This window comes from Nocardia amamiensis (assembly GCF_015477605.1).
Lineage (GTDB): Bacteria > Actinomycetota > Actinomycetes > Mycobacteriales > Mycobacteriaceae > Nocardia > Nocardia amamiensis_A.
The window spans coordinates 175,064-196,497 of sequence record NZ_JADLQX010000014.1 but is presented as its reverse complement, the minus strand read 5'-3'; the positions used below and the strand labels follow the sequence as shown (position 1 = coordinate 196,497).

Sequence of the window (21,434 nt, the reverse complement as noted above, 5' to 3'; positions counted from 1 at the left end):
ATGCCCACTCATCGCGGCGGCTCCTGTATCGCGGGTTCGATCGAGGGGAACGGCGTGAGGTAGCTCTGCAGATCGTTCGGCAAGTGCTGCGGCCACACCAGCGCGTCCACCAACGGCTGCAGCGTCTTGCTCGCGGCGTTGACCACGTACGCCTGGAAGTACGGGCCGCTGCCCACCTGCTCGCCGAGCGCGGCGGCGAACGGGCCGAGCCCATCCAGCGCGTCGGCGATGTTCTGCTTGTTCCGCTGTAACAGCGCCAGCACCGAATTCAGCTTGTCCAATGCGGGTTTCAGCTGTGCCTCGTTGTCGGCGACCAGCCCGGAGAGCTGCTGGGCGAGTCCATTGACATACACGATCAGCTGACCGAGCGCGGCGCGCCGCCGATTCAGCTCGCCGAGCAACTCGTTGCCGTCCAGCAGCAGCGCGTTGATCTGGTTGCCCCGGTCGGCGAGGATCTTCGTCACGCTCTGCGCACGCCTCAGCAAATCCGATAGGGCCTCATCGCGCGCGTTGATGCTGCGCGACAGTGCGGTGACACCGTCGAGCGCCGAACGCAGCGGAACGGGCGTGTCGGCGAACGTCTCCGAGAGCGCGTCGAGGGTCCGATCGACCTGGTCCAGGTCCAAGTCGTGCACCGTGCCCGCCAGATCGCTGAGCGCCTCGTTGAGCGAATACGGCGAGGTGGTTCGGTCCAGCGGAATGGTGTCGTCGACGCGCAACGCGCCTGGGCCGGACGGGGTCACCTCCAGCGACTTGCGCCCGAGCACCGTGTTGGTCTTGATCGCCGCCGAAGTCTTCTCCCCCAGCACGATCGACTCCGCCAAGGTGAACCGGACGAGCACCTTCGCGCCGTCCAAGCTGACGTCTTCGACCCGTCCGGACCGCACGCCCGCGACCTGCACGGGGTCACCGGGCACCAAACCGCCCGCGTCAGCGAAGTAGGCGGTGAACGTGGCGCCGGAGCGGATGAACGGAAGCCGGTCGAATTGCAATGCCGACAGCGCCACCGCCACCGCGAGCACAAGGCCGACGATGCCGATGGTGACGGCGGAATTTCGCTGCTCGTTCATCGCTCGTCCGCGCACCTTCCGGTCGTCTGCGCCCCAGGCATGTTGATCTTCATCGTCTGTCCGTTCGGGCCGTCCACCAGGAAGTTGGTCTGGCAGACATAGAGCTGGAGGAAGGAGCCGTATGAGCCGATCCGGATCAGCTGGCGATAGGTCGTCGGCAGCCGCTCCAGCACCCACTGGACGGTGTCGGACCCGGCGTCGAGGTTGGTGGCCAGTCGTCCGGTCTGCTCGATGGTGCCCTGGAGGTCGGGGCGGGCCTGGGCGAGCAGGTCGGTGAGGTCGCCGGTGGCGCCCGCGATCCGCGGGATCGCGTCGCCGATCTGATCCCGATCGGCGGCCAATCCACTGATCAGCCGCTGCAATTCGGCGATGGTCGTGGCGAATTGGTCACCGCGCTCATCGATGGTCCGCAAGACGGTGTTCAGGTTGTCGATCACGCTGCCGATCAGCGCGTCCCGATCCGCCAGCGTCTTGGCGAACGAGCCGCCGCTGTTGAGCAGCGCCACCAGCGTGCCGCCCTGCCCCTGGAAGATCTGCAACAGCGCGTTGGTCAGGTCGTTCACCTGCCCGGGGTCCAAGCCGCGCAGCAGCGGCCGGAACCCGCCGAGCAGCATGTCCAGATCCAGTGCGGGCGCGGTCTGTTCCTTCGGGATGATGCCGCCCGGTTGCAGCACCCGATTGGAGCCGGGCCCCTCGGACAGCTCGAGATAGCGGTCGCCGACCAGGTTCTCGTACTTGACCGCCGCGCGCGTGCTGGTGAGCAGCCGATACTTGCGGTCGACGTCGAACTCGACATGCGCCAGATAGTCTTTGCCGACCTTCACCGAGGTGACCGACCCGACCGGCACACCGGCGATGCGCACCTTCGCGCCGGGCAGCATGCCGGAGGAGCTGGTGAACACGGCGTGGTAGCCGTGCTCCCGCGCGAAGCGCACCTGGCTGAACACGACCGCGAGGCCGGCGAAGACCAGCGTCATCACCAGGGTGAAAATGGCCAATTTGACGGTTGTCGCGGTGTTTTTCACGTACGCGGCACCCCCGGCATTCCGGCGAACAGGATCTGGAAGATCTTCGGCGGATTCACCGTCAGCGTGGTCGACGGTGTGTACACCAGGCCTTCCGAGGTATCGGTGACGACATAGTTCGAGTGGCTGCCCGGCACCCGGTCCAGCAGCCCTTCGCAGCGCGGGCCGCCGGTCGCGTTGACCTTGGGCAGGTCCTCCGGATAGGTGTAGGGCTTGGCGCCGTACATGAAGCCGGTGTTCAGCGCGACGCCTTCTTGCAGGCCGCCGAAGACCGCCTCGCCCATCGGGAGCGCCTTGCCGAGGCCGCCGATCAGGCAGTAGAGCGCGGGCGCGTACTCGTCGAGCAGTCCGGTGGTCGGGCGCAGCAGATCGAGCGCCGTGACGAGCTGGCTCTCGTTCTCGCGCAGCACCGAACCGGTGGTGTCGGCCAGCCCGATGAGGTTCACCAGCACGTTGTCCAGACTGCGCTGCTCCTCGACCAGGGTGTTGCCGGTGACGGTCGCGTTGTTCACCGTGCGCAGCAGGTCGTTCACCGTGTCCGCGTACAGGTTGGTGACGTCGCTGGTCTTGGCCAGGTCCTGTTGCAGCGTGGGCAGGTACGGGTTGATGTCGCGCAGGTAGGCGTCGCTCTGCGCGAGCAGGTCGCCCAGCTTCTGTCCCCGGCCCTGCAACGCGGTGCCCAGCGCGGACAGCGTCGCGTTGAGCTTCTCCGGCTCGATCTTGGCGAGCACGTCGGACAGATGCTGGAACAGCGTGTTGAACTCGACGGTCACCCGCTGCGCCGTCACGGTCGCGCCCGGCCGCATCGGGATGGGCGAAGGCTGCTCGGGGACAATGAAATTGACGTACTTCGCGCCGAACACGGTAGTGGACCTGATGTCGACGGCCGCGTTGGACGGCACCAGCTTCAGCAATTCCGGATCGAGGGCCAGTTTCAGTGTGGCGCCCTCGGCGGTGTTGTCGACGGACGCGACGCGGCCGATCTCCACACCGCGGATCTTCACCTTGGCGTCCGGGTCGAGGACCAGGCCGCTACGCGGCGCGTCCACCGTCACGGTGGCCGTGGAGGTGAACCCGCCGACGAACATGACCAACGAGACCGCCACGATCGCGACCAGCGCGAGCACCATCGCGGCCCCGGCGAGTTTCAGCCCGAGCCCGCCGCGCATCGCCCGCAGGAAGCGGCTTTCGGTTTGCTTCGATTCCGCCATGTCGCTTATCCGGAGAGATGGAAGTTGCCGGAGGTGCCGTAGATGGCCAGCGAGATCAGCAGGGTCACCGTGACCACCGCGACCAGCGAGGCGCGCACCGCATTGCCTACCGCGACACCGACGCCGACCGGTCCGCCCGCGGCGTTGTAGCCGTAGTAGGTGTGAATCAACATGACGGCCAAGGCCATGAAGATCGCCTGGGCGAACGACCAGAGGATGTCGCTCGGGATGAGAAAGGTCGAGAAGTAGTGGTCGTAGACGCCCGCCGACTGCCCGTAGATCACGACCGTGGCGAACCGGCTGGCCAGGAACGAGGCGATCACCGCGAGCGCGTAGAGCGGGACGATCGCGATCATCCCGGCCAGCACGCGGGTGCCGACCAGGTACGGCACCGGCCGGATCGCCATCGACTCCAGCGCGTCGATCTCCTCGGCCACCCGCATCGCGCCCAGCTGCGCGGTGGAACCGGCCCCGATGGTGGCGGCCAGGCCGATGCCGGAGATGACAGGCGCCGCGATGCGAACGTTGATGAACGCCGCGAAGAAGCCGGTGAGCGCCTCGACACCGATGTTGCCCAGTGAGCTGTAGCCCTGCACCGCGATGGTGCCGCCCGCGAACAGCGTGAGGAATCCGACGATCACCACGGTGCCGCCGATGACCGCCAAAGCTCCGGTGCCCATGCTGATCTCGGCGATCAGCCGGATCGTCTCGGTGCGGTAGTGCAGCAGCGCCCGTGGCATGGAGCCGAGCGCCTGGGCGTAGAACACGGCATGCTTGCCGACCGAATCGAGCGAGTCCGATATCCGGCGTACGCGCCGAACGGTCCGGGGGAAGCGGGATTCGATAACAAAGGCCATCGCGTCACCGCGCCGTGAACTTGATGCCGACGGCGGTGACCACCACGTTCACGACGAACAGGGCCATGAAAGCGAAGACTACGGTCTGATTCACCGCATCACCGACACTCTTGGGTCCACCTTTGACATTCAGGCCCAGATAACAGGCGACCAGCCCCGCGATCAGCCCGAACAAACCGGCTTTCACCTCGGAAATGATGAGTTCGGGCAGATGGGTGAGCAGCGTGATCCCATTGACGAACGCGCCGGGGTTGACGTCCTGCAGATATACCGAGAACAGAAACCCGCCGACGATGCCGATCGTGCAGACCAGGCTGTTGAGCATCAGCGCCACGAACATCGACGCGAGCACGCGCGGCACCACCAGCCGGTGCACCGGATTGATGCCCAGCACCCGCATCGCGTCTATTTCCTCGCGAATAGTGCGTGCACCCAGGTCGGCGCAGATCGCGGTGGCGCCCGCCCCCGCGACGATGAGCACGGTGACGATCGGCCCGACCTGAGTTACGGAGCCGAATGCCGCGCCCGCGCCGCTCAGATCCGCCGCGCCGATCTCGCGCAACAGAATGTTCAGCGTGAAGCTCACCAGAACGGTGAACGGAATCGCCACCAGCAATGTCGGGACGATCGATACTCGCGCGATGAACCAGGACTGGTCGATGAACTCCCGCCATTGAAAGGGGCGGCGCACACTGGAACGTGCGACGTCGGCGATGAGTTCGAAGAATCCACCCACGGCCCGCAACGGCACGGCAAGGACCTGGTTCATCCGCGATCCTCCTTGCTCAACCGACGTACACGGCGCACGGCGCGAATCTCAACCGTGGCCGCACCGCCGGAACGATTAGAACATGTTCACCGTGTTCCCGGAAGCATTTTTCACACTTTTGAAGTGCATTTTCTCGAAAAATCGGCATATTAAATTTGACACCGGTTTCAGCCGAGAAAGATCCCACCTCTGTGAAGCGTGACATACCCAGTCCCTATGTCTACCAAGCGCCGATCCCCCGATCAACAGTTGGTCAGCTGACCAGCCAGCGCACCGGCGGCAAGCCGCCTCCGGTCACCCCAGCTCGGTCAGCGAAGACGCCGAGAACGTCTGCCCGGACGGGCGATCGGCGAAGTAGCCCCCCAGCGTGTCGGCCAGATCCCGGGCCGACCACTGCCCGTCGGTCGCGTCGAACCGGCGTTCGACGACGGGCGCCGCCATGAGTGCCACCATCCCCCCGTAGACGACGAACAACTGCCCATTGACCGCGTCGGCCGCCGGAGAGGCGAGGTAGGCCACCAGCCGGGCCACGTGAGCGGGCGACAGGGGATCGACATCGCCCTCCGGTGCGGGACTGAACACAGCCTCGGTCATCGCGGTCCGGGCACGCGGCGCGATCGCATTGGCCCGCACGCCGTAGCGCGACAGCGCCCGCGCGGCCGAGAGAGTCAGCGCGGTGATGCCCGCCTTCGCGGCGCCGTAGTTGGCCTGCCCCTCCGGGCCGAGCAAGCCCGCCTCCGAGGAGGTGTTGACCAGCCTGCCGTAGACCGGGGCGCCCGCCTGCTTGGATTTGCCGCGCCAGTAGGCGGCGGCGTTGCGCGACAGCAGGAAGTGGCCACGCAGATGCACCGCGATCACCGCGTCGAAGTCCTCGTCGGACATGTTGAACAGCATGCGGTCGCGGGTGATGCCCGCGTTGTTCACGACGATGTCGACCGATCCGAAGGATTCCTCGGCGGTACGGATCAACGCGTCGGCGGTCGCCCGCTCGGCGATGCTGCCCGCGACGAATTCCGCCTTGGCGCCCAGGCCGCGAATCTCGGCAAGCGTGTCCGCGACCGGGTCCGACTCCGTGAGGTCGTTGACCACCACCGACGCGCCGGCCCGGGCCAGCGCGAGCGCCTCGGCCCGCCCAAGTCCGGCGCCGCCGCCGGTCACGATCGCCACTCGGCCCGCAAGGCTCAGATCATTGCTCACGCGGCCGACTCTAGAACGTGTTCCAACTTACGGCAAGGGTCGTTCACTGCAGCCGCAGCGCCGCCTTGGGGCACTGCGCGACCGCGTCCTCGACATCGGCGAGCCGATCGGCCGGCACGTCGGCGTCGGCGATGTGCAGCACGTCCTCGTCATCGAGTTCGAACACGTCGGGGGCGATTCCGACGCAGATTCCGTTCGCTTCGCATTGGTCCGGATCGACACTGATCTTCATGGCAACTCCTTTACCACCGCTCTGATCGAAGCCTAACAAGCCGATCCGCTCCACTGGGCCGCCATCGGAGGGATCCAGCATCAATACTGGAACATGTTTCAGTCAATATGCAATGATCGGGAGAACCCGATCCGAACAAAGGCTCGGTCCTACCCACCCCGCCGACTCCGCAAGCTCCGTCGGCCGACCATCCCCCAAGAGGTACCTCCATGCGCATTGCGTACACGCCGCAACAGGAGCAGCTGCGCGCGGAGTTGCGCGACTACTTCGCACGGCTCATCACCCCCGAGCGCAGGGCGGCGCTCAGCGCGCAGACCGGTGAGTACGGGCAGGGCAACGTCTATCGCGAGGTCGTCCAGCAGATGGGCCACGACGGGTGGCTGGCGCTGGGCTGGCCCAAGGAGTACGGCGGCCAGGACCGCTCGACCATGGACCAGCTGATCTTCACCGACGAGGCCGCGATCGCGGGTGCGCCGGTGCCGTTCCTGACCATCAACTCGGTCGCGCCGACGATCATGCACTACGGCAGCGAAGAGCAGAAGAAGTTCTTCCTGCCCAAGATCGCGGCCGGTGAGCTGCACTTCTCCATCGGCTACTCCGAGCCGGGCGCGGGCACCGACCTGGCCAGTCTGCGCACCACCGCGGTGCGCGACGGCGACGAATACGTGATCAACGGCCAGAAGATGTGGACCAGTCTGATCGCCTACGCCGACTATGTCTGGCTGGCTGTGCGCACCGACCCGACGGCCAGGAAGCACAAGGGCATCAGCATGCTCATCGTGCCGACCACCGCCGAGGGCTTCTCCTGGACCCCCGTGCACACCATGGCCGGGCCGGACACCAGCGCGACGTACTACCAGGACGTCCGGGTGCCCGCGAGCGCGCTGGTCGGTCAGGAGAACGGCGGCTGGGCGCTGATCACCAACCAGCTCAACCACGAGCGCGTGGCGCTGACTTCCGCGGGGCCGCTGGCGCTGGCGCTGCGCCAGACCGTGGAGTGGGCGAGCACTACCAAGGCCGGCGACGGCTCCCGGGTGATCGACCGGGAGTGGGTGCAGCTCAACCTGGCCAAGGTGCACGCCAAGGTCGACTACCTCGAGCTGCTGAACTGGGAGATCGCCAGCCGGGCCGACGCGGGCGGCGACGCGGCTCCGCGGCCGTGGGACGCCTCGACCTGCAAGGTGTACGGCACCGAGCTGGCCACCGAGGCCTACCGGCTGCTCATGGAGGTGCTCGGTCCGCAGGCGTACCTGCGCCAGGACTCCCCCGGCGCCGAACTGCGCGGACGGCTGGAGCGGATGCACCGCGCCGCGCTCATCCTGACCTTCGGCGGCGGCACCAACGAGGTGCAGCGCGACATCATCGCCATGACCGCCCTGAAACAGCCCGCCGCTGCCCGCTGATCGAAAGCGACTGGATCACCATGGATTTCACCCCCACCGAAGCCCAACTGGATCTCGCCCGGCTCACCGGCGAGGTGTGCGGCAAGCTGGTCACCGCCGACCGGTTGCGCGAACTCGATACCGCGGACGAGCGATTCGACCAGCCGCTGTGGAGTTCACTCGCCGAGACCGGCGTGCTCGCGGCGGCGCTGCCCGAGTCGGTCGGCGGCAGCGACCTGGGGCCGCTCGAGCAGACCGCCATCCTGCGCGAGCTGGGCAAGCATGTCGCGGCCGTGCCCTACTTGTGGTCGATCGTCCTCGGCGCGGGCGCGCTGGCCCGCTTCGGTGATGCGGCGCAACAGGCTCTGGCCACCCAGGCCGGCGCGGGCCGGATCATCCTCACCGCGGCTCTGGCCGAGGAGCGGAACTGGGAACCCGCCGCGCCGACCACCACCGCGGTCGAGACCGGCGAAGGATGGCGGCTGACCGGCGCCAAGACCACCGTGCCCTACGCCAACCGCGCCGAGCGAATTCTGGTACCCGCCACGATCTCCGGCGCCACCGCCGTCTTCCTGGTCGATCCGGCGGCGGCGACGGTGACGGCGCAGCAGGTCGTCGATCGCAGCCCCGAGTTCGCGGTCGAATTCACCGATACCCCCGGTGAATTGGTCGGCTCCGTCGCGGACGGCGCGGAGATCCTCGACTGGATTCTCGCCCGCGCCTGGCTCGGACTGAGCGCCGTGCAGCTGGGCACCCTGGAACGCGCGCTCGAACTGGTCGCCGAATACGCCAGGGAGCGAGAGCAGTTCGGCAAGGCGGTCGGCAGTTTCCAAGCCGTCGCCCAGCGGCTCGCCGACGCCTACATCGACGTCCAAGGCCTGCGCCTGACGACGACCCAGGCCGCGTGGCTGCTGTCGGAGGACCTGCCCGCGGCGCAGGCGGTGCACACCGCCAAGTTCTGGGCCGCCGACGCGGGTCACCGCGTCGCGCACACCGTCGTCCACGTGCACGGCGGCGTCGGCATCGACCGCGACCACATCGTGCACAACTACTTCACCGCCGCCAAACACAACGAGTTCGCCCTCGGCACGGGCACCGACCACCTGCGCGCACTCGGCGCGCTCTTGGCCGGAACCCCGGCCTGACCGGGACATCACCGAGTCGGCCCGCTACCACGGGGGCCGACTACCGTGTCCAGTCCGCCGAATTTCTTGCTGCACGCGAGCGTATTACGTATTACAGTTATTACGAATACCGGGCACTAAGGAGGTTGGGATGCTGCTGAACAGCAAGGGCCAGGTGACGATTCCTGCCCACCTTCGAGCCAAGCACAATCTCCACGAAGGCGACGACGTGGAGATCATCGAAGTCGATGGCGCGTTGCGGATCGTGCGAGCCGAAGGCGCCTCGACCCGAGGCCAACGTCTCGTCCGGCGACTGCGCGGTACGGCGGACAGCAGGGACATCGACGGCATGAGCACCGACCAAATAATGGACCTGCTTCGTGGCGAGTAGCCTGACGCCAATCGGTGGACCTGCTGTTCTGGTCGACTCCTGCGTCTTGCTCGACGTGATGACCAATGACAAGCGCTGGGCGGAATGGTCGGCGCAGCAAATCACCGAAGCACTGGATTCGGGTCGGGTCGTCATCAATCCGATCATTTACGCCGAGGTCTCGGTCGGGTACGACGCAGTCGAAGAACTGGATTATCTGCTCCCCTCCGACGAGTTCGAGCGCGAAGCGCTGCCGTTTCGGGCGGGCTTCCTTGCCGGCAAGGCGTTTCAGCGCTATCGGCGCAACAGCGGTGAGAAGCGTTCTCCGATGCCCGACTTCTACATCGGAGCACATGCCGCGATGGCGGGCTACCGATTACTGACCCGGGACGTCGCGCGATACCGCGGCTACTTCCCGACCGTCGAGCTGATCGCACCCACTCCCTGACTCGGCAGGATTCATCAGGCCAGCCTCAGGCTCAACTCCTCACTGACTTGCAAAACGTGATCGGCGGCCTCATCGAACATGCTCTGGCCTTCCAGGTCGGTGTGCGCACAGGGCAACCGGCTCCTCCTCCGAAAGCGAACGTTCAGACCAACCATCACTCAATGATGCCGCGCGGATGCCGCGCGAACTGCTTTGCACCGTTCGGATCTCAGCCGGCCGGAGCCGACGTCAAATAGCGCTGGAGGGTAGGCGCGATATCGGCGATGATCTGCTCGCGGGTCAGTGCGACGACCGGTGGCAGGCGCAGCACGTAGCGGCACAGTGCGAGGCCGAGCAGTTGCGTGACGATCAGACCGCCCCGGCGCGGGGCGTCGGCGGGATCTCCGAAGCGCAGGACGGCGGGCAGCACCTGCTCGGCGAAGACCGCGCGAAAGCGTTCGCCGACCGCGTCGTCGGTGATCGACGAGCGCAGCAGGGTCAGCAGCACTTCGCTGTTGGGCTCCTCCTCCCAGACCGCGAAGAATCGGCGGATCAGCGATTCCCCCAAGGCGTCCGGTTCGGCGGCGCCCAGATCCGGCAGGTCCAGGTGGATGTCGACCGCGGCCGCGAACAGGCCGTCTTTGCTGCCGAAATACCGCATGACCATGGACGGGTCGATGGCCGCGTCGGCGGCGATGGCGCGGATGGTCGCTTTGCGGAAACCTTCGGCGGCGAAGCGGGCGCGGGCGGCCGCGAGGATCGCCGCCCGGGTTGCGTCCGACCGGCGGGCGGGAGCCTGATCAGGTTCGGCAGTCATGCGACAAGTGTAGGCCAACAACCGTTGACTTAGTCCGAGGCGTGCTGCCCGATTTATGCCAACAAACGTTGGCCTCGGCCGCGACGTGCGGCCCGCGCGGTCGCGGGTTTCTACTTGGCGCCGGCCTCCGCGTGGTCGTCCGCGGGACGGGCCTGGGTTTGCTCCTTGGCCCAGCGGTAGTCGGGCTTGCCCGCCGGGGATCGCTTGATCTCGTCGACGAACCAGAGACTGCGGGGCTGTTTGTAAGGGGCGATTTCCTTGGTGAGCAATGGGCGCAGTTCTTCGAGCGTCGGCCGGCTCTCGCCGCGGCATTGCACGACCGCGACCACCCGCTGGCCCCAGCGTTCGTCCTCGATGCCGACCACGAGCGCGTCGAAGATCTCCGGGTGCGACTTGAGCGCGCCCTCGACCTCCTCGGGGTAGATCTTCTCGCCGCCGCTGTTGATGCTGACCGAACCGCGGCCGAGCATCGTGACCGTGCCGTCTTCCTCGACCCTGGCGAAATCGCCGGGGATGGCATAGCGAATCCCGTTGAACTCCTTGAACGTCGCCGCGGTCTTCGCTTCGTCCTTGTAGTAGCCGAGCGGGATGTGCCCGTGCCGCGCCAGGATGCCGACCTTCCCGGAGCCGGGCTGCACCGGATTGCCGTCCTCGTCGAGCACCTCGGTGGAGGCGTCGATCTTCACTCGGGGGCCTCCGGTGTGCGTCGCGCCCTTGGCCACGATGGAGATACCGCCGAAACCGGTCTCCGAGGAGCCGATCGAATCGGAGATCATCCGGTTGGGCAACAGTTCGAGGAATTGGTCCTTGAGCGCGGGCGAGAACAGCGCCGCACTGCTGGCCATCACATACAGGCTCGAAAGGTCGTAAGGCTCAGCGGTTTCCGGGTTGCCCTCGATCAGGGCGTCCAGCATCGGGCGCGCCATCGCGTCGCCGGTGATGAAAATGAGGTTGATCTTGTGCTGGTCGACGGCCCGCCACACGCCGTGCCCGGAGAACTCCGGGATCATCACGGTCTTGCCGCCGCCGAACAGGCTGTGGAACGTCGCCCACTGCGCGCCGCCGTGGATCATCGGCGGAATCGGGAACCGCACCATCGGCGGGCTGCCTGCGCCGACCTTCGCCAATTCCCATTCGTCCTGGACGTATTCGCCGGTGATGAAGTTGATGCCTGCGCCGAGCACCCGCCACACGTCCTCCTGGCGCCACATCACGCCCTTGGGCATGCCGGTGGTACCGCCGGTGTAGACCATGTAGAGGTCGTCCGGGGAGCGTTCGCCGAAGTCGCGCTCACCCGAGGACTGCGCGATCACCGCCTCGTATTCCACCGAATCCGCTGCGGTGGGAATCGTCCCGGTCGTATCGTCGTCCACGACGATGACCGTGCGCAGCTTCGGGGTGTTCGCACGAACCGCGGCGACCTTGTCGCTGTAGCGACGCTCGTGGATCAGCGCGACCATGTCCGAATTGTCGAAGATATATTGCAACTCGTTCTCGACATATCGGTAGTTCACGTTGATCATCACGGCGCGCGCCTTGAAGATCGCGACCATGGCCTCGACGGCCTCGATCGTGTTGCGTGAGTAGATGCCCACCTTGTCGCCCGGCTGGACTCCCTGTTCTTGCAGGTAGTGAGCGAGTTTATTGGCGCGCTCCTCCAACTGGGCGTAGGTGACCTCGCGGCCGTCGTCGGCCAGCGCGACGCGGTCGGGCATCAGGTCGATGGCGTGTTCGACAAGGTCCGCTATGTTGTAGCTCACAGCCTTAAAAATAGAACGTGTTACTGTTTCTGACAAGGCTCGAAGTCAGGAGAATCAGCAATGCCGCACTGCCTCGTCGAGAAGCGCGACCATGTCCTCATCGTCACCATGAACCGGCCCGAGGCGCGCAACGCGCTGTCGGCGGAGATGATGGCGATCATGCGTGACGCCTGGGACCAGGTGGACAACGATCCGGACATCCGGGTGGCGATCCTGACCGGCGCGGGCGGCGCGTTCTGCGCCGGCGCCGATCTCAAGGGCATGACCTCCGCACATCCCGGAGACACCATCGAGGGCGGCGGCTGGAATCCGGCCAAACTCGAAGCACTGCTGAAGGGCCGCAGGCTCACCAAGCCCCTGATCGCGGCGGTCGAGGGCCCGGCCATCGCGGGCGGCACCGAGATCCTGCAGGGCACCGACATCCGCGTGGCCGGGGAGAGCGCGAAATTCGGTGTGTCCGAAGCGCGTTGGGGCCTGTTCCCGCTGGGCGGCTCGGCGGTGCGACTGGTCCGCCAGATTCCTTACACCGTCGCGGCGGACATCCTGCTCACCGGCCGGCACATCACGGCGGCGGAGGCCAAGGAGATCGGCCTGATCGGGCACGTGGTGCCAGACGGAACTGCGCTGGACAAGGCGCTCGAACTCGCCGGGCAGATCGCCGCCAACGGCCCCCTCGCGGTGCAGGCCATCCTGCGCACCATCCGGGAGACCGAGGCCATGCCGGAAGAGGACGCGTTCCAGATCGACGCCAAGCTCGGCATGGCGGTGTTCCGCTCGGCCGATGCCAAAGAAGGCCCCAAAGCGTTCGCGGAAAAGCGTAAGCCCACTTTCACCGGGAACTGAAAAACCTGGCGAAAGCGCAACGCCCCCGATGCGCGCGCAACCGACCAGTGCGCACACACCGACCACCGCGCACACACCGACCACTACGCACACATCGGGGGCGACCCCTCGCCGGACTCAGTTGCTGCCCGGGTAGTCCATCCAGAACGGCTCCCACTGGTGGCCGTCGGGGTCGATGAACGTGCGGCCGTGCATGCCGACCTGCGCCTCCTGTGCGCGCTTGTCCTCGTTCACCTCTTCGGTCGCGCCCGCGGCGAGCGCGGCGGCGGTGAGATTGTCGACCTCCGCGGCGCTGCCGAGCGACAGCGCGTACGCGGCATTGATCGCCGCCTTCGTGTCGGCCAGCGGCCGCTTGCTGAAGGTGGTGAAGAAATCCTTGGTGAGCAGCATCAGGCAGATGTTGTCGTCGACCACGATGCAGGCGGCGTTGTCGTCGGTGAACTCCTGGTTGACCTTCCAGCCCAGCGCCTCGTAGAAGGCCTTCGACCGGTCCAGGTCGTCGACGGGGAGATTGATGAAGATCATCTTGCTGCTCATGGCCTCGTCCTTTCGAGCATCCGTTCGTGTCACTCGATATGACGGGCCACCACAGAAAAACTCATCGCACCGCTCGGTGACCCGTGCCACACACCGAACAGGTTTAATGATCTTGATCTGTGCGCGTCTCGAGCTTCGAGACCTGTTTTGTGTCGGTGGCCTGTGGCAGGGTGGCACCCATGAACGACTCGCCCGGCTCCACCGCGGGCCTCGCTCCCGATGTGCTCGCCTCGTTCGAGACCCATCGCAGAGAGCTGTGCGCGTACGCCTACCGTATGCTCGGCTCGTCCTTCGAAGCGGAGGACGCGGTGCAGGAGACCTTCACCCGCGCGTGGAAGTCCTATGCCTCCTTCGAGGGCCGGGCCAGCCTCCGGTCCTGGCTGTACAAGATCACGACGAACGTCTGCCTGGACATGCTCGACGGCCCGCAGCGCAGGGCACGGCCGATGGATCTGTCCGGCCCGTCGCGGCCGGAATCGCCGCTACCGGCGCCGCAGCCGGATTACGTCTGGATCGAGCCCATCCCGAACGCGCTCGCCTTCGGCGCCGATCCGGCCGAGCACGCCAGCGCCAAGGACACCCTGCGCCTGGCCTTCGTCGCCGCCTGCCAGCACTTGCCCGCCACCCAGCGCGCCATCCTGATCATGCGCGAGGTCCTGCGGTTCTCCGCCAGCGAGACCGCCGAGGCGCTCACCATGTCACCCGCGTCGGTGAACAGCGCGCTGCAGCGGGCGCGGGCGACCATGTCCAAGGTCCAGCCGGCGGCCACCGACAGCTACGACGAGACCGACGAGGACCAGCGCCGACTGGTGGACAACTTCGTCAAGGCGTTCGAGGCCTACGACATGGACACGCTGACGTCCCTGCTGAAACAGGATGTTGCACTCTCCATGCCGCCGATCGAGCTGTGGATCTCCGGCCCGGAGAACGTGGCCGCGTTCATGCTCGGCACCGGAAGCGCCTGCCGCGACTCGCGACTGGTCCGGTTGGCAGGCGCCAACGGCCTGCCCGCCTTCGGCCATTACAAGCCAGGCGCCGAGCCGGGCGTGTGGGTGCCGTGGTCGATCACGGTGCTGGAACTCGACGGCGACACCATCGCCGGTCTGAACTTCTTCCTCGACACCGAAAAGCTGTTCCCGCTGTTCGGCCTCGCCCCCGAACTCCGCGAGCCGGTCAGCTGACCAGCGTGAGTTGACCCGGAGAAATGGCGGCCCGGATATCAAAGTCCGAGCCGCCATTTCACTACCGAATCCACAACCCGACCGCGCTTCCACTCAAACCTCGCCAAATCCGTCAACGCTGTAGTCGCATTGTCGAACTGGAGCATCGAGCGGAGTCAAATGGCGGCTCGAGGGGGCGGGCCAGCCACCATATGACTACCGCCGATCCACGAAAGCTCCCTCACTTGGATTTCTGAACGCAACCACAGCCGGTTGACCACGCTGGAAGCCGACGGGTTGCGACCAACCGCGGGAGGTAAGCCGGGTACGGCACCCGACGCGCCCGGCACTGCCCGGGAGGAATACCGTGGTAGCCAAGGCATTACTCGAAGCCTCCGGCAGAGATTTCTCTGGGGATGCTCCATAGTTAGGCGCACGGTTCCATGGGTGTACCGGAGCAGTGCTGGGCACGCTGAGTGCCGCACCCGGCTTACCTCCCGCCGTCGATCACGCACCCGCAGTCCCAGCCCAGTCGACCGGCTGTGGTTGCGTTGGAGAACTCGAGCATCGAGGGGAGTCGAATGGTGGCTTCGGGGCCAGAGAGAGCAACCATTTGACTACTCCCGAGCTCACAGGCGCCGCGTTACCGCGCCGGGATGTATCGGTCGCGGAGTTTGCGTTTGTAGAGCTTGCCGTTCGGGTCGCGCGGCAGTTCGGGCAGGTAGTCGATCGACTTGGGCATCTTGTACTTCGCCAATTGCGTTGCGGCGAAGGCGAGCAGTTCGGCGGTGAGTTCGTCGTCGCCTTCGGCCCCGTCGGCGGGCTGCACGACCGCCTTTACTTCCTGACCCCAATCCGGATGCGGGATGCCGAAAACCGCTACGTCGGCGACCTTCGGGTGGGTGATCAGGACGTTCTCGATCTCGGCGGGGTAGATGTTCACCCCGCCGGACAGGATCAGGTCCGAGCGCCGGTCGTGCAGGTAGAGGTAGCCGTCCTCGTCGAGGTGCCCGATGTCGCCGACGGTGAACAGGTCGCCGACGCGCGAGTCCTCGGTCTTGGCCTTGTCGTGGTGGTACTCGAAACTCGAAGCGCCCATGCGCATGTAGACCAGGCCGGGTTCGCCGACCGGGACCTCGGAGCCGTCCTCTTCGCTGAGCACCTTGATCACCGACCACGGCCACGCCTTGCCCACCGAGCCCGGCTTGCGCAACCAGTCGGTGCCGTTGATCACGGTCCCGCCGCCCTCGGTGGCCGCGTAGTACTCGGTGACGGTGGGCCCCCACCACTCGAGCATCTGCCGCTTGGTCTCCTGCGGGCAGGGCGCGGCACCGTGCACCATGCTGCGCAGCGAGGAGACGTCGTACTTGGCGCGCACTTCCTCCGGCAGCGCGAGCAGGCGGTGGAACTGAGTGGGCACCATGTGGCTGTGCGTCACGCGGTACTTGTCGATCAGCCGCAGCATCTCCTCCGCGTCCCAGCGATCCATCAGAACGAGCTTGTGGCCCAGCTGAATCGAGATGGTGGCGAAGTTCAGCACCGCCGTGTGATACAGCGGCGAGCCGCAGATGTGCACGTGATCGTCGTAGGGCGCGAGGCCGAAGAGGCCGAAGAACGCGGTGGTGTGCGGCGGAACGACATCCGGGTCGGCGCCGGTGAGCGGGCGCCGAACTCCCTTGGGCCGTCCCGTGGTTCCCGACGTGTAGAGCATCGGCGCACCGGTGCTGCGATCGGACGGACGCCCGGTGTCCGCGGCGCCGAGCCAGGCCACCGACTTGAAACCCTCGATCTCGCCCACCGCGAACCGTGCCGTCGCGGGCAATCCCGCCTCGTCGGCCGCGGCCTTCGCGGCGGCGGCGAAACGGTCGCTGGCGATGAACGCCTTCGCCTCGCTGTCGCCCAGGATGTAGGCCACTTCCGGGCCGGTGAGATGCCAGTTCACCGCGACGATGTACAACCCGGACTGATAGGCCGCGAAGTAGGCGGCGATCGCCTCCACACAGTTGTGCACCATGCTCACCAGCACGTCGCCGGTCTCGAGGCCGAGCCCCCGCAGGCCGGTGGCGTAACGATTGGCGAGCGTTGCCAATTCGCGATACGTCACCTCCCGGCCCGACGAATCGACCATCGCGATCCGATCGGGTTCGGCTTCGGCGATGTTCCACAGACCGAGAATTTGCACTGACTCCTGCACGGGGGAATGGTGCGGAGGCGGAGCCGACGGGGCGGGTGAGGCAGTCACCCCATTGAATTTAGAACGTGTTCTACTGTTCGACAAGGGGTGCCAACCGACGCAATTGCGCGATATCGGGAACCGACACCAGCATCATGGTGACGCCGGCGGCTTCCCATACCTTCAGCTGTTCCCGGACGTGCTCCTCGTCGCCGATGATCGCGGTGTCCAGGATCAACTCGTCCGGCACGGCCGCCGCGGCCTCGGCCTTCTTGCCCGCCTGGAACAGCTGCCCGATCTCGTCGACCTCGCGGTCGTAGCCCATCCGCCGGTACACCTGGGCGTGGAAGTTCAGCTCCGGCGCGCCCATGCCGCCGATGTAGAGCGCCATGATCCAGCGCATCCGCGCCAGCTCGCTCGCCGGGTCGTCGGTGATCACCACCTGGCAGCTCGCGGCGATCTCGAAGTCGTCCCCGCTGCGCCGCGCACCCGCCCGAGCGAAGCCCTCGTCGAGCCAGTCGTGGTACATCCCGGCCAGGCGGGGCGCGTAGTAGATGGCCAGCCAGCCATCGGCGATCTCGGCGGTGAGTGCGACATTCTTCGGCCCCTCCGCGCCCAGCCAGATCGGCAAATCCGCACGTAGCGGATGCACGATCGGCTTGAGCGGCTTGCCGAGTCCGAGCGAACCCGGCCCGGTGTAGGGCAGTGGATAGTGCGGGCCGTCGTTGGTGACCGGCGCCTCGCGGGCCAGCACCTTGCGCACGATGTCGACGTACTCCCTGGTGCGCTGCAGCGGCTTGGCGAACGGCTGCCCGTACCAGCCCTCCACCACCTGCGGGCCGGAGACGCCGAGGCCGAGAATCGCACGGCCGCCGCTGAGGTGATCGAGGGTGAGGGCGTGCATGGCGGTCGCCGCGGGAGTGCGCGCGGACATCTGCACCACCGAGGTCCCGAGGCGCACCCGCCGCGTGGCGGAACCCCACCAGGCGAGCGGACCGAAGGCGTCCGACCCCCAGGACTCGGCGGCGAACACGGCGTCGAACCCGGCTTCCTCGGCCGCCGCCACCAGTTCCCCCGCGTTCGCGGGCGGCTGAGCCATCCAGTACCCGAGTTGCAATCCGAACTTCACGCCGGACCCCTTTCCGATCGACTGCGTTTGGCATCGGCGGCGTCAGCGGACCTTCCTGCCGATTACCCACACCGCCGCTTGCCACCAGAGTTAGAACCTGTTCTACTCGATATCGTGACTCAGGGGAATACTGCATCCACGGCAATCGCGGGTGGGAGTGGCACGGGATTGGACACCGTGCCCGAGGTACTCAGCGCGCCCCTGCGGGTGCGATTCGATTACACCCGCTCCGTCGGAATCACCATCGGGACGTTTTTGACCAACCTGCGCGACCGCAAGATCGTCGGCGCGCGCGGCTCAGACGGCCGGGTGATCGTGCCGCCGCCGGAATACGACCCGATTACCGCCGAACCGCTGACCGATTTCGTCGACGTCGCCGAAAACGGCACTGTCGAATCGTGGACCTGGGTGCGCGACCCGCTGCCCGGTCAGCCCTTCGACCGTCCGTTCGCCTGGGCGTTGATCCGCCTCGACGGCGCCGACACGGCCTTGCTGCACGCGGTCGACGTCGCCGCGCCGGAGGACATCCACACCGGCTTGCGGGTGACCGCTCGCTGGGCGGCACAGACCGAGGGCAGCATTCGCGACATAGTGTGCTTCGAGCCCGGCGAGAAATCCGGGACGCCTGCCGAATCCGGCCCCGCGGCCGAGCCGGTCACCATGATCACCACCCCGGTCGACCTGTCCTACAAGCACACCGCCTCCCCGCAGGAGACCGTCTACTTGCGCGGACTCGCCGAGGGCAAGCTGATCGGCGCGCGCACCGACGCCATGGGCAAGGTGTACTTCCCGCCGCGCGGCGCGAACCCGACCGACGGCAGGCCGACCAACGACTTCATCGAGCTGCCCGACCGCGGGACGGTGACCACCTTCTGCATCGTCAACGTGCCGTTCCTCGGGCAGCGGATCAAGCCGCCGTACGTCGCGGCGTATGTGCTGCTGGACGGCGCGGACATCCCGGTGCTGCATCTGGTGCTCGGCTGCGACGCCGGCGAAGTGCGCATGGGCATGCGGGTGGAGGCGGTGTGGAAGCCGCGCGAGGAGTGGGGCTACGGCCTGGAGAACGTGGACCACTTCCGTCCCACCGGCGAGCCGGACGCCGACTACGAGACCTACAAGCACCACCTCTGAGAGAGGCGCACGTTGACTGACAACGCCACCGACATCGCGGTCGTGGGTTTCGCCCACGCACCGCACGTGCCGGAGACCTTCGGCACCACCAATGGCGTCGAGATGCTGGTGCCCTGCTTCCAGCAGCTCTACGACCGGCTCGGCATCACCAAGTCCGATATCGGCTTCTGGTGCTCGGGGTCCTCCGATTACCTTGCCGGACGCGCATTTTCGTTCATCTCGGCGATCGACGCGATCGGCGCGGTGCCGCCGATCAACGAATCGCACGTGGAGATGGACGCCGCCTGGGCGCTGTACGAGGCGTGGGTGAAACTGCGCTCGGGGCAGGCGAAGACCGCGCTGGTGTACGGCTTCGGCAAGTCCTCCGCAGGGACGCTGCGCCAAGTCCTCACCATGCAGCTGGACCCGTACCTGGTCGCGCCGCTGTGGCCGGACGCGCTGTCCATCGCCGGATTGCAGGCGCGCGCGGGGCTCGATGCCGGTCGCTGGACCGAGCGCGACATGGCGGCCGTGGCCGCGGGCGAATCCGGTGACGTCGACAGCCTGCTGGACAACCCGTATGTCGCCGATCCGCTGCGCGCGCACGATGTCGCGCCGATCACCGACGGCGCGGCGGCGGTCGTGCTGGCGGTCGGTGATCGCGCCCGCGAACTGTGCGAGCGTCCCGCCTGGATCACCGGCATGGCGCACCGGGTGGACACCCCGGTCCTCGGCGCACGCGACCTCACCGTCTCCCCCTCGACGTCGGCCGCGGCCCAGGCCGCCACCCGCGGCGACACCAGCGGTTTCGACATCGCGGAACTGCACGCGCCGTTCAGCCATCAGCAGTTGATCCTCACCGAGGCTATCGGCCTGCGCGACGGCACCGCGATCAACCCCTCCGGCGGCGCGCTCGCGGCCAACCCCATGTTCGCGGCGGGCCTGGAGCGCATCGGCTTCGCGGCCGAGGCGATCATGGCGGGCTCGGCGAATCGCGCCCTCGCCCACGCCACCAGTGGCCCCGCCCTTCAGCAGAACCTTGTGACCGTTTTGGAATCGGAGACGACCCGATGAGCCAACCCGCCGCGGTGCTCGGCACCGGACAAACCCATCACGTGACGAAACGTACCGATGTGTCGATGGCGGGCATGTGCCGCGAGGCAATCGATCGCGCCCTCGCCGACGCCGGGCTGACCATCGCCGATATCGACGCGGTCGTGGTCGGCAAGGCGCCCGACCTGTTCGAGGGCGTCATGATGCCCGAGCTGTATTTGGCGGACGCCTTGGGCGCAACCGGGAAGCCGCTGCTGCGCGTGCACACCGCAGGGTCGGTCGGCGGCTCTACCGGCTGCGTCGCGGCCAACCTGGTGCAGGCGGGCGTGCACAAGCGCGTGCTCGCGGTGGCATGGGAGAAGCAGTCGGAGTCGAACGCCATGTGGGCGTTGTCGATTCCGGTGCCGTTCACCATGCCCGTCGGCGCGGGCGCGGGCGGGTACTTCGCACCGCACGTGCGCTCCTACATCCGGCGATCCAACGCGCCGGGTCACATCGGTGCGATGGTCGCGGTGAAGGATCGACGCAACGGCGCCAAGAACCCGCTCGCCCATCTGAAGCAGCCCGACATCACGCTGGAGTCGGTGCTCGCCTCGCAGATGCTGTGGGACCCGATCCGGTTCGACGAGACCTGCCCCTCCTCCGACGGCGCGTGCGCGATCGTGCTCGGCGACGCCGACGCTGCCGCCGCTGTCGAGGCCACCGGCAGGAAGGTCGCCTGGGTGCACGCCACCGCGATGCGCACCGAGCCGACCACCTACGCCGGACGAGACCAGGTCGATCCCCAGGCCGGACGGGACGCGGCCGCGGCGCTCTGGGAGGCCGCGGGCATCACCAACCCGCTGGAGGAGATCGACGTGGCCGAGATCTACGTGCCGTTCTCCTGGTTCGAGCCGATGTGGCTGGAAAACCTCGGCTTCGTGCCCCCTGGCGACGGCTGGAAGCTCACCGACAAAGGCGAGACCGAGATCGGCGGCACCCTGCCGGTCAACCCGTCCGGCGGCGTGCTGTCCTCCAACCCGATCGGCGCCTCTGGCCTCATCCGGTTCGCCGAGGCGGCCAAGCAGGTCATGGGACGCGCCGGGGACTATCAGGTCGAGGGTGCGCGCAAGGCGCTCGGTCATGCCTACGGCGGCGGGTCGCAGTACTTCTCGATGTGGGTGGTCGGATCGGAGCAGCGGTGACGTC

Annotated in this window: 21 protein-coding genes; 9 read left to right on the top strand and 12 right to left on the bottom strand. The window is 66.9% G+C overall.

The genetic code is table 11. The annotated features are described in order from the left end of the window. Positions 1 to 8: 8 nt before the first annotated feature. The 7 genes from IU459_RS20110 to IU459_RS20080 all read right to left on the bottom strand — a co-directional run bounded on the left by IU459_RS20110 (position 9) and on the right by IU459_RS20080 (position 6,361). Positions 9 to 1,070, bottom strand: coding sequence for an MCE family protein (locus IU459_RS20110; RefSeq protein WP_195131074.1), 1,062 nt, complete (start codon positions 1,068 to 1,070; stop codon positions 9 to 11). After that, positions 1,067 to 2,095: an MCE family protein gene (locus tag IU459_RS20105; RefSeq protein ID WP_195131073.1), complete on the bottom strand. Its 1,029-nt coding sequence runs from the start codon at positions 2,093 to 2,095 to the stop codon at positions 1,067 to 1,069. Before IU459_RS20105 ends, IU459_RS20110 begins: the two co-directional genes overlap by 4 nt. Then, a complete protein-coding gene (locus tag IU459_RS20100) occupies positions 2,092 to 3,264 on the bottom strand; it encodes an MCE family protein (RefSeq protein WP_228838220.1) in 1,173 nt (390 codons plus the stop codon). Before IU459_RS20100 ends, IU459_RS20105 begins: the two co-directional genes overlap by 4 nt. A 47-nt stretch (positions 3,265 to 3,311) precedes the next feature. Continuing rightward, positions 3,312 to 4,163 (bottom strand): MlaE family ABC transporter permease, encoded by an 852-nt coding sequence (locus tag IU459_RS20095; protein ID WP_195131071.1) that lies wholly within the window; start codon positions 4,161 to 4,163, stop codon positions 3,312 to 3,314. A gap of 4 nt (positions 4,164 to 4,167) precedes the next feature. Then, positions 4,168 to 4,932, bottom strand: a complete 765-nt coding sequence (locus tag IU459_RS20090; RefSeq protein ID WP_067467293.1) for an MlaE family ABC transporter permease — start codon at positions 4,930 to 4,932, stop codon at positions 4,168 to 4,170. A 294-nt stretch (positions 4,933 to 5,226) separates the two neighbouring features. Next, the gene (locus IU459_RS20085) at positions 5,227 to 6,129 is read right to left on the bottom strand and encodes a 3-oxoacyl-ACP reductase (RefSeq protein ID WP_195131070.1); all 903 of its coding nucleotides are present in this window, start codon (positions 6,127 to 6,129) and stop codon (positions 5,227 to 5,229) included. Between the two features lie 43 nt (positions 6,130 to 6,172). Further along, on the bottom strand, positions 6,173 to 6,361 hold the full coding sequence (locus IU459_RS20080; RefSeq protein ID WP_195131069.1) for a ferredoxin: 189 nt from the start codon (positions 6,359 to 6,361) through the stop codon (positions 6,173 to 6,175). A gap of 209 nt (positions 6,362 to 6,570) precedes the next feature. Between IU459_RS20080 and IU459_RS20075 the strand changes: the two genes are divergently transcribed. The 4 genes from IU459_RS20075 (at position 6,571) to IU459_RS20060 (ending at position 9,685) form a co-directional block, all read left to right on the top strand. Beyond that, on the top strand, positions 6,571 to 7,764 hold the full coding sequence (locus IU459_RS20075; protein ID WP_195131068.1) for an acyl-CoA dehydrogenase family protein: 1,194 nt from the start codon (positions 6,571 to 6,573) through the stop codon (positions 7,762 to 7,764). A gap of 20 nt (positions 7,765 to 7,784) precedes the next feature. After that, a complete protein-coding gene (locus tag IU459_RS20070) occupies positions 7,785 to 8,888 on the top strand; it encodes an acyl-CoA dehydrogenase family protein (protein WP_195131067.1) in 1,104 nt (367 codons plus the stop codon). A gap of 130 nt (positions 8,889 to 9,018) precedes the next feature. Then, positions 9,019 to 9,258, top strand: coding sequence for an AbrB/MazE/SpoVT family DNA-binding domain-containing protein (locus IU459_RS20065; RefSeq protein WP_195131066.1), 240 nt, complete (start codon positions 9,019 to 9,021; stop codon positions 9,256 to 9,258). Beyond that, a complete protein-coding gene (locus IU459_RS20060; protein WP_324198945.1) occupies positions 9,248 to 9,685 on the top strand; it encodes a type II toxin-antitoxin system VapC family toxin in 438 nt (145 codons plus the stop codon). The genes IU459_RS20065 and IU459_RS20060 overlap by 11 nt, the downstream gene beginning before the upstream one ends. 208 nt (positions 9,686 to 9,893) lie before the next feature. On the opposite strand, the gene IU459_RS20055 is transcribed toward IU459_RS20060, so the two are convergent. After that, a complete protein-coding gene (locus IU459_RS20055) occupies positions 9,894 to 10,481 on the bottom strand; it encodes a TetR/AcrR family transcriptional regulator (RefSeq protein ID WP_195131065.1) in 588 nt (195 codons plus the stop codon). Between the two features lie 110 nt (positions 10,482 to 10,591). After that, the gene (locus IU459_RS20050; protein ID WP_195131108.1) at positions 10,592 to 12,241 is read right to left on the bottom strand and encodes an acyl-CoA synthetase; all 1,650 of its coding nucleotides are present in this window, start codon (positions 12,239 to 12,241) and stop codon (positions 10,592 to 10,594) included. 60 nt (positions 12,242 to 12,301) lie between these two features. On the opposite strand from IU459_RS20050, the gene IU459_RS20045 reads away from it, so the two are divergent. Then, positions 12,302 to 13,084, top strand: a complete 783-nt coding sequence (locus IU459_RS20045; protein ID WP_195131064.1) for a crotonase/enoyl-CoA hydratase family protein — start codon at positions 12,302 to 12,304, stop codon at positions 13,082 to 13,084. A 117-nt stretch (positions 13,085 to 13,201) separates the two neighbouring features. Here the strand turns inward: IU459_RS20045 and IU459_RS20040 are convergent, their stop codons facing one another. Then, positions 13,202 to 13,621: a VOC family protein gene (locus tag IU459_RS20040; RefSeq protein ID WP_195131063.1), complete on the bottom strand. Its 420-nt coding sequence runs from the start codon at positions 13,619 to 13,621 to the stop codon at positions 13,202 to 13,204. 179 nt (positions 13,622 to 13,800) lie between these two features. On the opposite strand from IU459_RS20040, the gene IU459_RS20035 reads away from it, so the two are divergent. Next, on the top strand, positions 13,801 to 14,802 hold the full coding sequence (locus IU459_RS20035) for a sigma-70 family RNA polymerase sigma factor (RefSeq protein ID WP_195131062.1): 1,002 nt from the start codon (positions 13,801 to 13,803) through the stop codon (positions 14,800 to 14,802). Positions 14,803 to 15,424: 622 nt separating this feature from the next. Here the strand turns inward: IU459_RS20035 and IU459_RS20030 are convergent. Next, the gene (locus IU459_RS20030; RefSeq protein WP_195131061.1) at positions 15,425 to 16,975 is read right to left on the bottom strand and encodes an acyl-CoA synthetase; all 1,551 of its coding nucleotides are present in this window, start codon (positions 16,973 to 16,975) and stop codon (positions 15,425 to 15,427) included. A gap of 70 nt (positions 16,976 to 17,045) precedes the next feature. Continuing rightward, entirely contained in the window at positions 17,046 to 18,083 is a 1,038-nt protein-coding gene (locus IU459_RS20025) for an LLM class F420-dependent oxidoreductase (protein WP_195131060.1), read from the bottom strand. A gap of 168 nt (positions 18,084 to 18,251) precedes the next feature. Between IU459_RS20025 and IU459_RS20020 the strand changes: the two genes are divergently transcribed. From IU459_RS20020 to IU459_RS20010, 3 genes are read left to right on the top strand one after another with little or no spacing between them, the layout of a single operon-like run. Then, entirely contained in the window at positions 18,252 to 19,214 is a 963-nt protein-coding gene (locus IU459_RS20020) for an OB-fold nucleic acid binding domain-containing protein (RefSeq protein ID WP_195131059.1), read from the top strand. Positions 19,215 to 19,226: 12 nt separating this feature from the next. Continuing rightward, entirely contained in the window at positions 19,227 to 20,267 is a 1,041-nt protein-coding gene (locus IU459_RS20015; RefSeq protein ID WP_195131058.1) for a thiolase domain-containing protein, read from the top strand. Further along, entirely contained in the window at positions 20,264 to 21,430 is a 1,167-nt protein-coding gene (locus IU459_RS20010; RefSeq protein ID WP_195131057.1) for a thiolase domain-containing protein, read from the top strand. Before IU459_RS20015 ends, IU459_RS20010 begins: the two co-directional genes overlap by 4 nt. Positions 21,431 to 21,434 lie beyond the last annotated feature (4 nt).

Bases quoted from the DNA above. Each gene is read 5' to 3' on its own strand.
- IU459_RS20100 (WP_228838220.1), bottom strand. From the start codon at position 3,264: ATGCGCGGCGGGCTCGGGCTGAAACTCGCCGGGGCCGCGATGGTGCTC.
- IU459_RS20075 (WP_195131068.1), top strand. From the start codon at position 6,571: ATGCGCATTGCGTACACGCCGCAACAGGAGCAGCTGCGCGCGGAGTTG.
- IU459_RS20010 (WP_195131057.1), top strand. From the start codon at position 20,264: ATGAGCCAACCCGCCGCGGTGCTCGGCACCGGACAAACCCATCACGTG.
- IU459_RS20080 (WP_195131069.1), bottom strand. From the start codon at position 6,361: ATGAAGATCAGTGTCGATCCGGACCAATGCGAAGCGAACGGAATCTGC.
- IU459_RS20070 (WP_195131067.1), top strand. From the start codon at position 7,785: ATGGATTTCACCCCCACCGAAGCCCAACTGGATCTCGCCCGGCTCACC.
- IU459_RS20040 (WP_195131063.1), bottom strand. From the start codon at position 13,621: ATGAGCAGCAAGATGATCTTCATCAATCTCCCCGTCGACGACCTGGAC.
- IU459_RS20045 (WP_195131064.1), top strand. From the start codon at position 12,302: ATGCCGCACTGCCTCGTCGAGAAGCGCGACCATGTCCTCATCGTCACC.
- IU459_RS20110 (WP_195131074.1), bottom strand. From the start codon at position 1,070: ATGAACGAGCAGCGAAATTCCGCCGTCACCATCGGCATCGTCGGCCTT.
- IU459_RS20035 (WP_195131062.1), top strand. From the start codon at position 13,801: ATGAACGACTCGCCCGGCTCCACCGCGGGCCTCGCTCCCGATGTGCTC.
- IU459_RS20065 (WP_195131066.1), top strand. From the start codon at position 9,019: ATGCTGCTGAACAGCAAGGGCCAGGTGACGATTCCTGCCCACCTTCGA.
- IU459_RS20090 (WP_067467293.1), bottom strand. From the start codon at position 4,932: ATGAACCAGGTCCTTGCCGTGCCGTTGCGGGCCGTGGGTGGATTCTTC.
- IU459_RS20055 (WP_195131065.1), bottom strand. From the start codon at position 10,481: ATGACTGCCGAACCTGATCAGGCTCCCGCCCGCCGGTCGGACGCAACC.
- IU459_RS20095 (WP_195131071.1), bottom strand. From the start codon at position 4,163: ATGGCCTTTGTTATCGAATCCCGCTTCCCCCGGACCGTTCGGCGCGTA.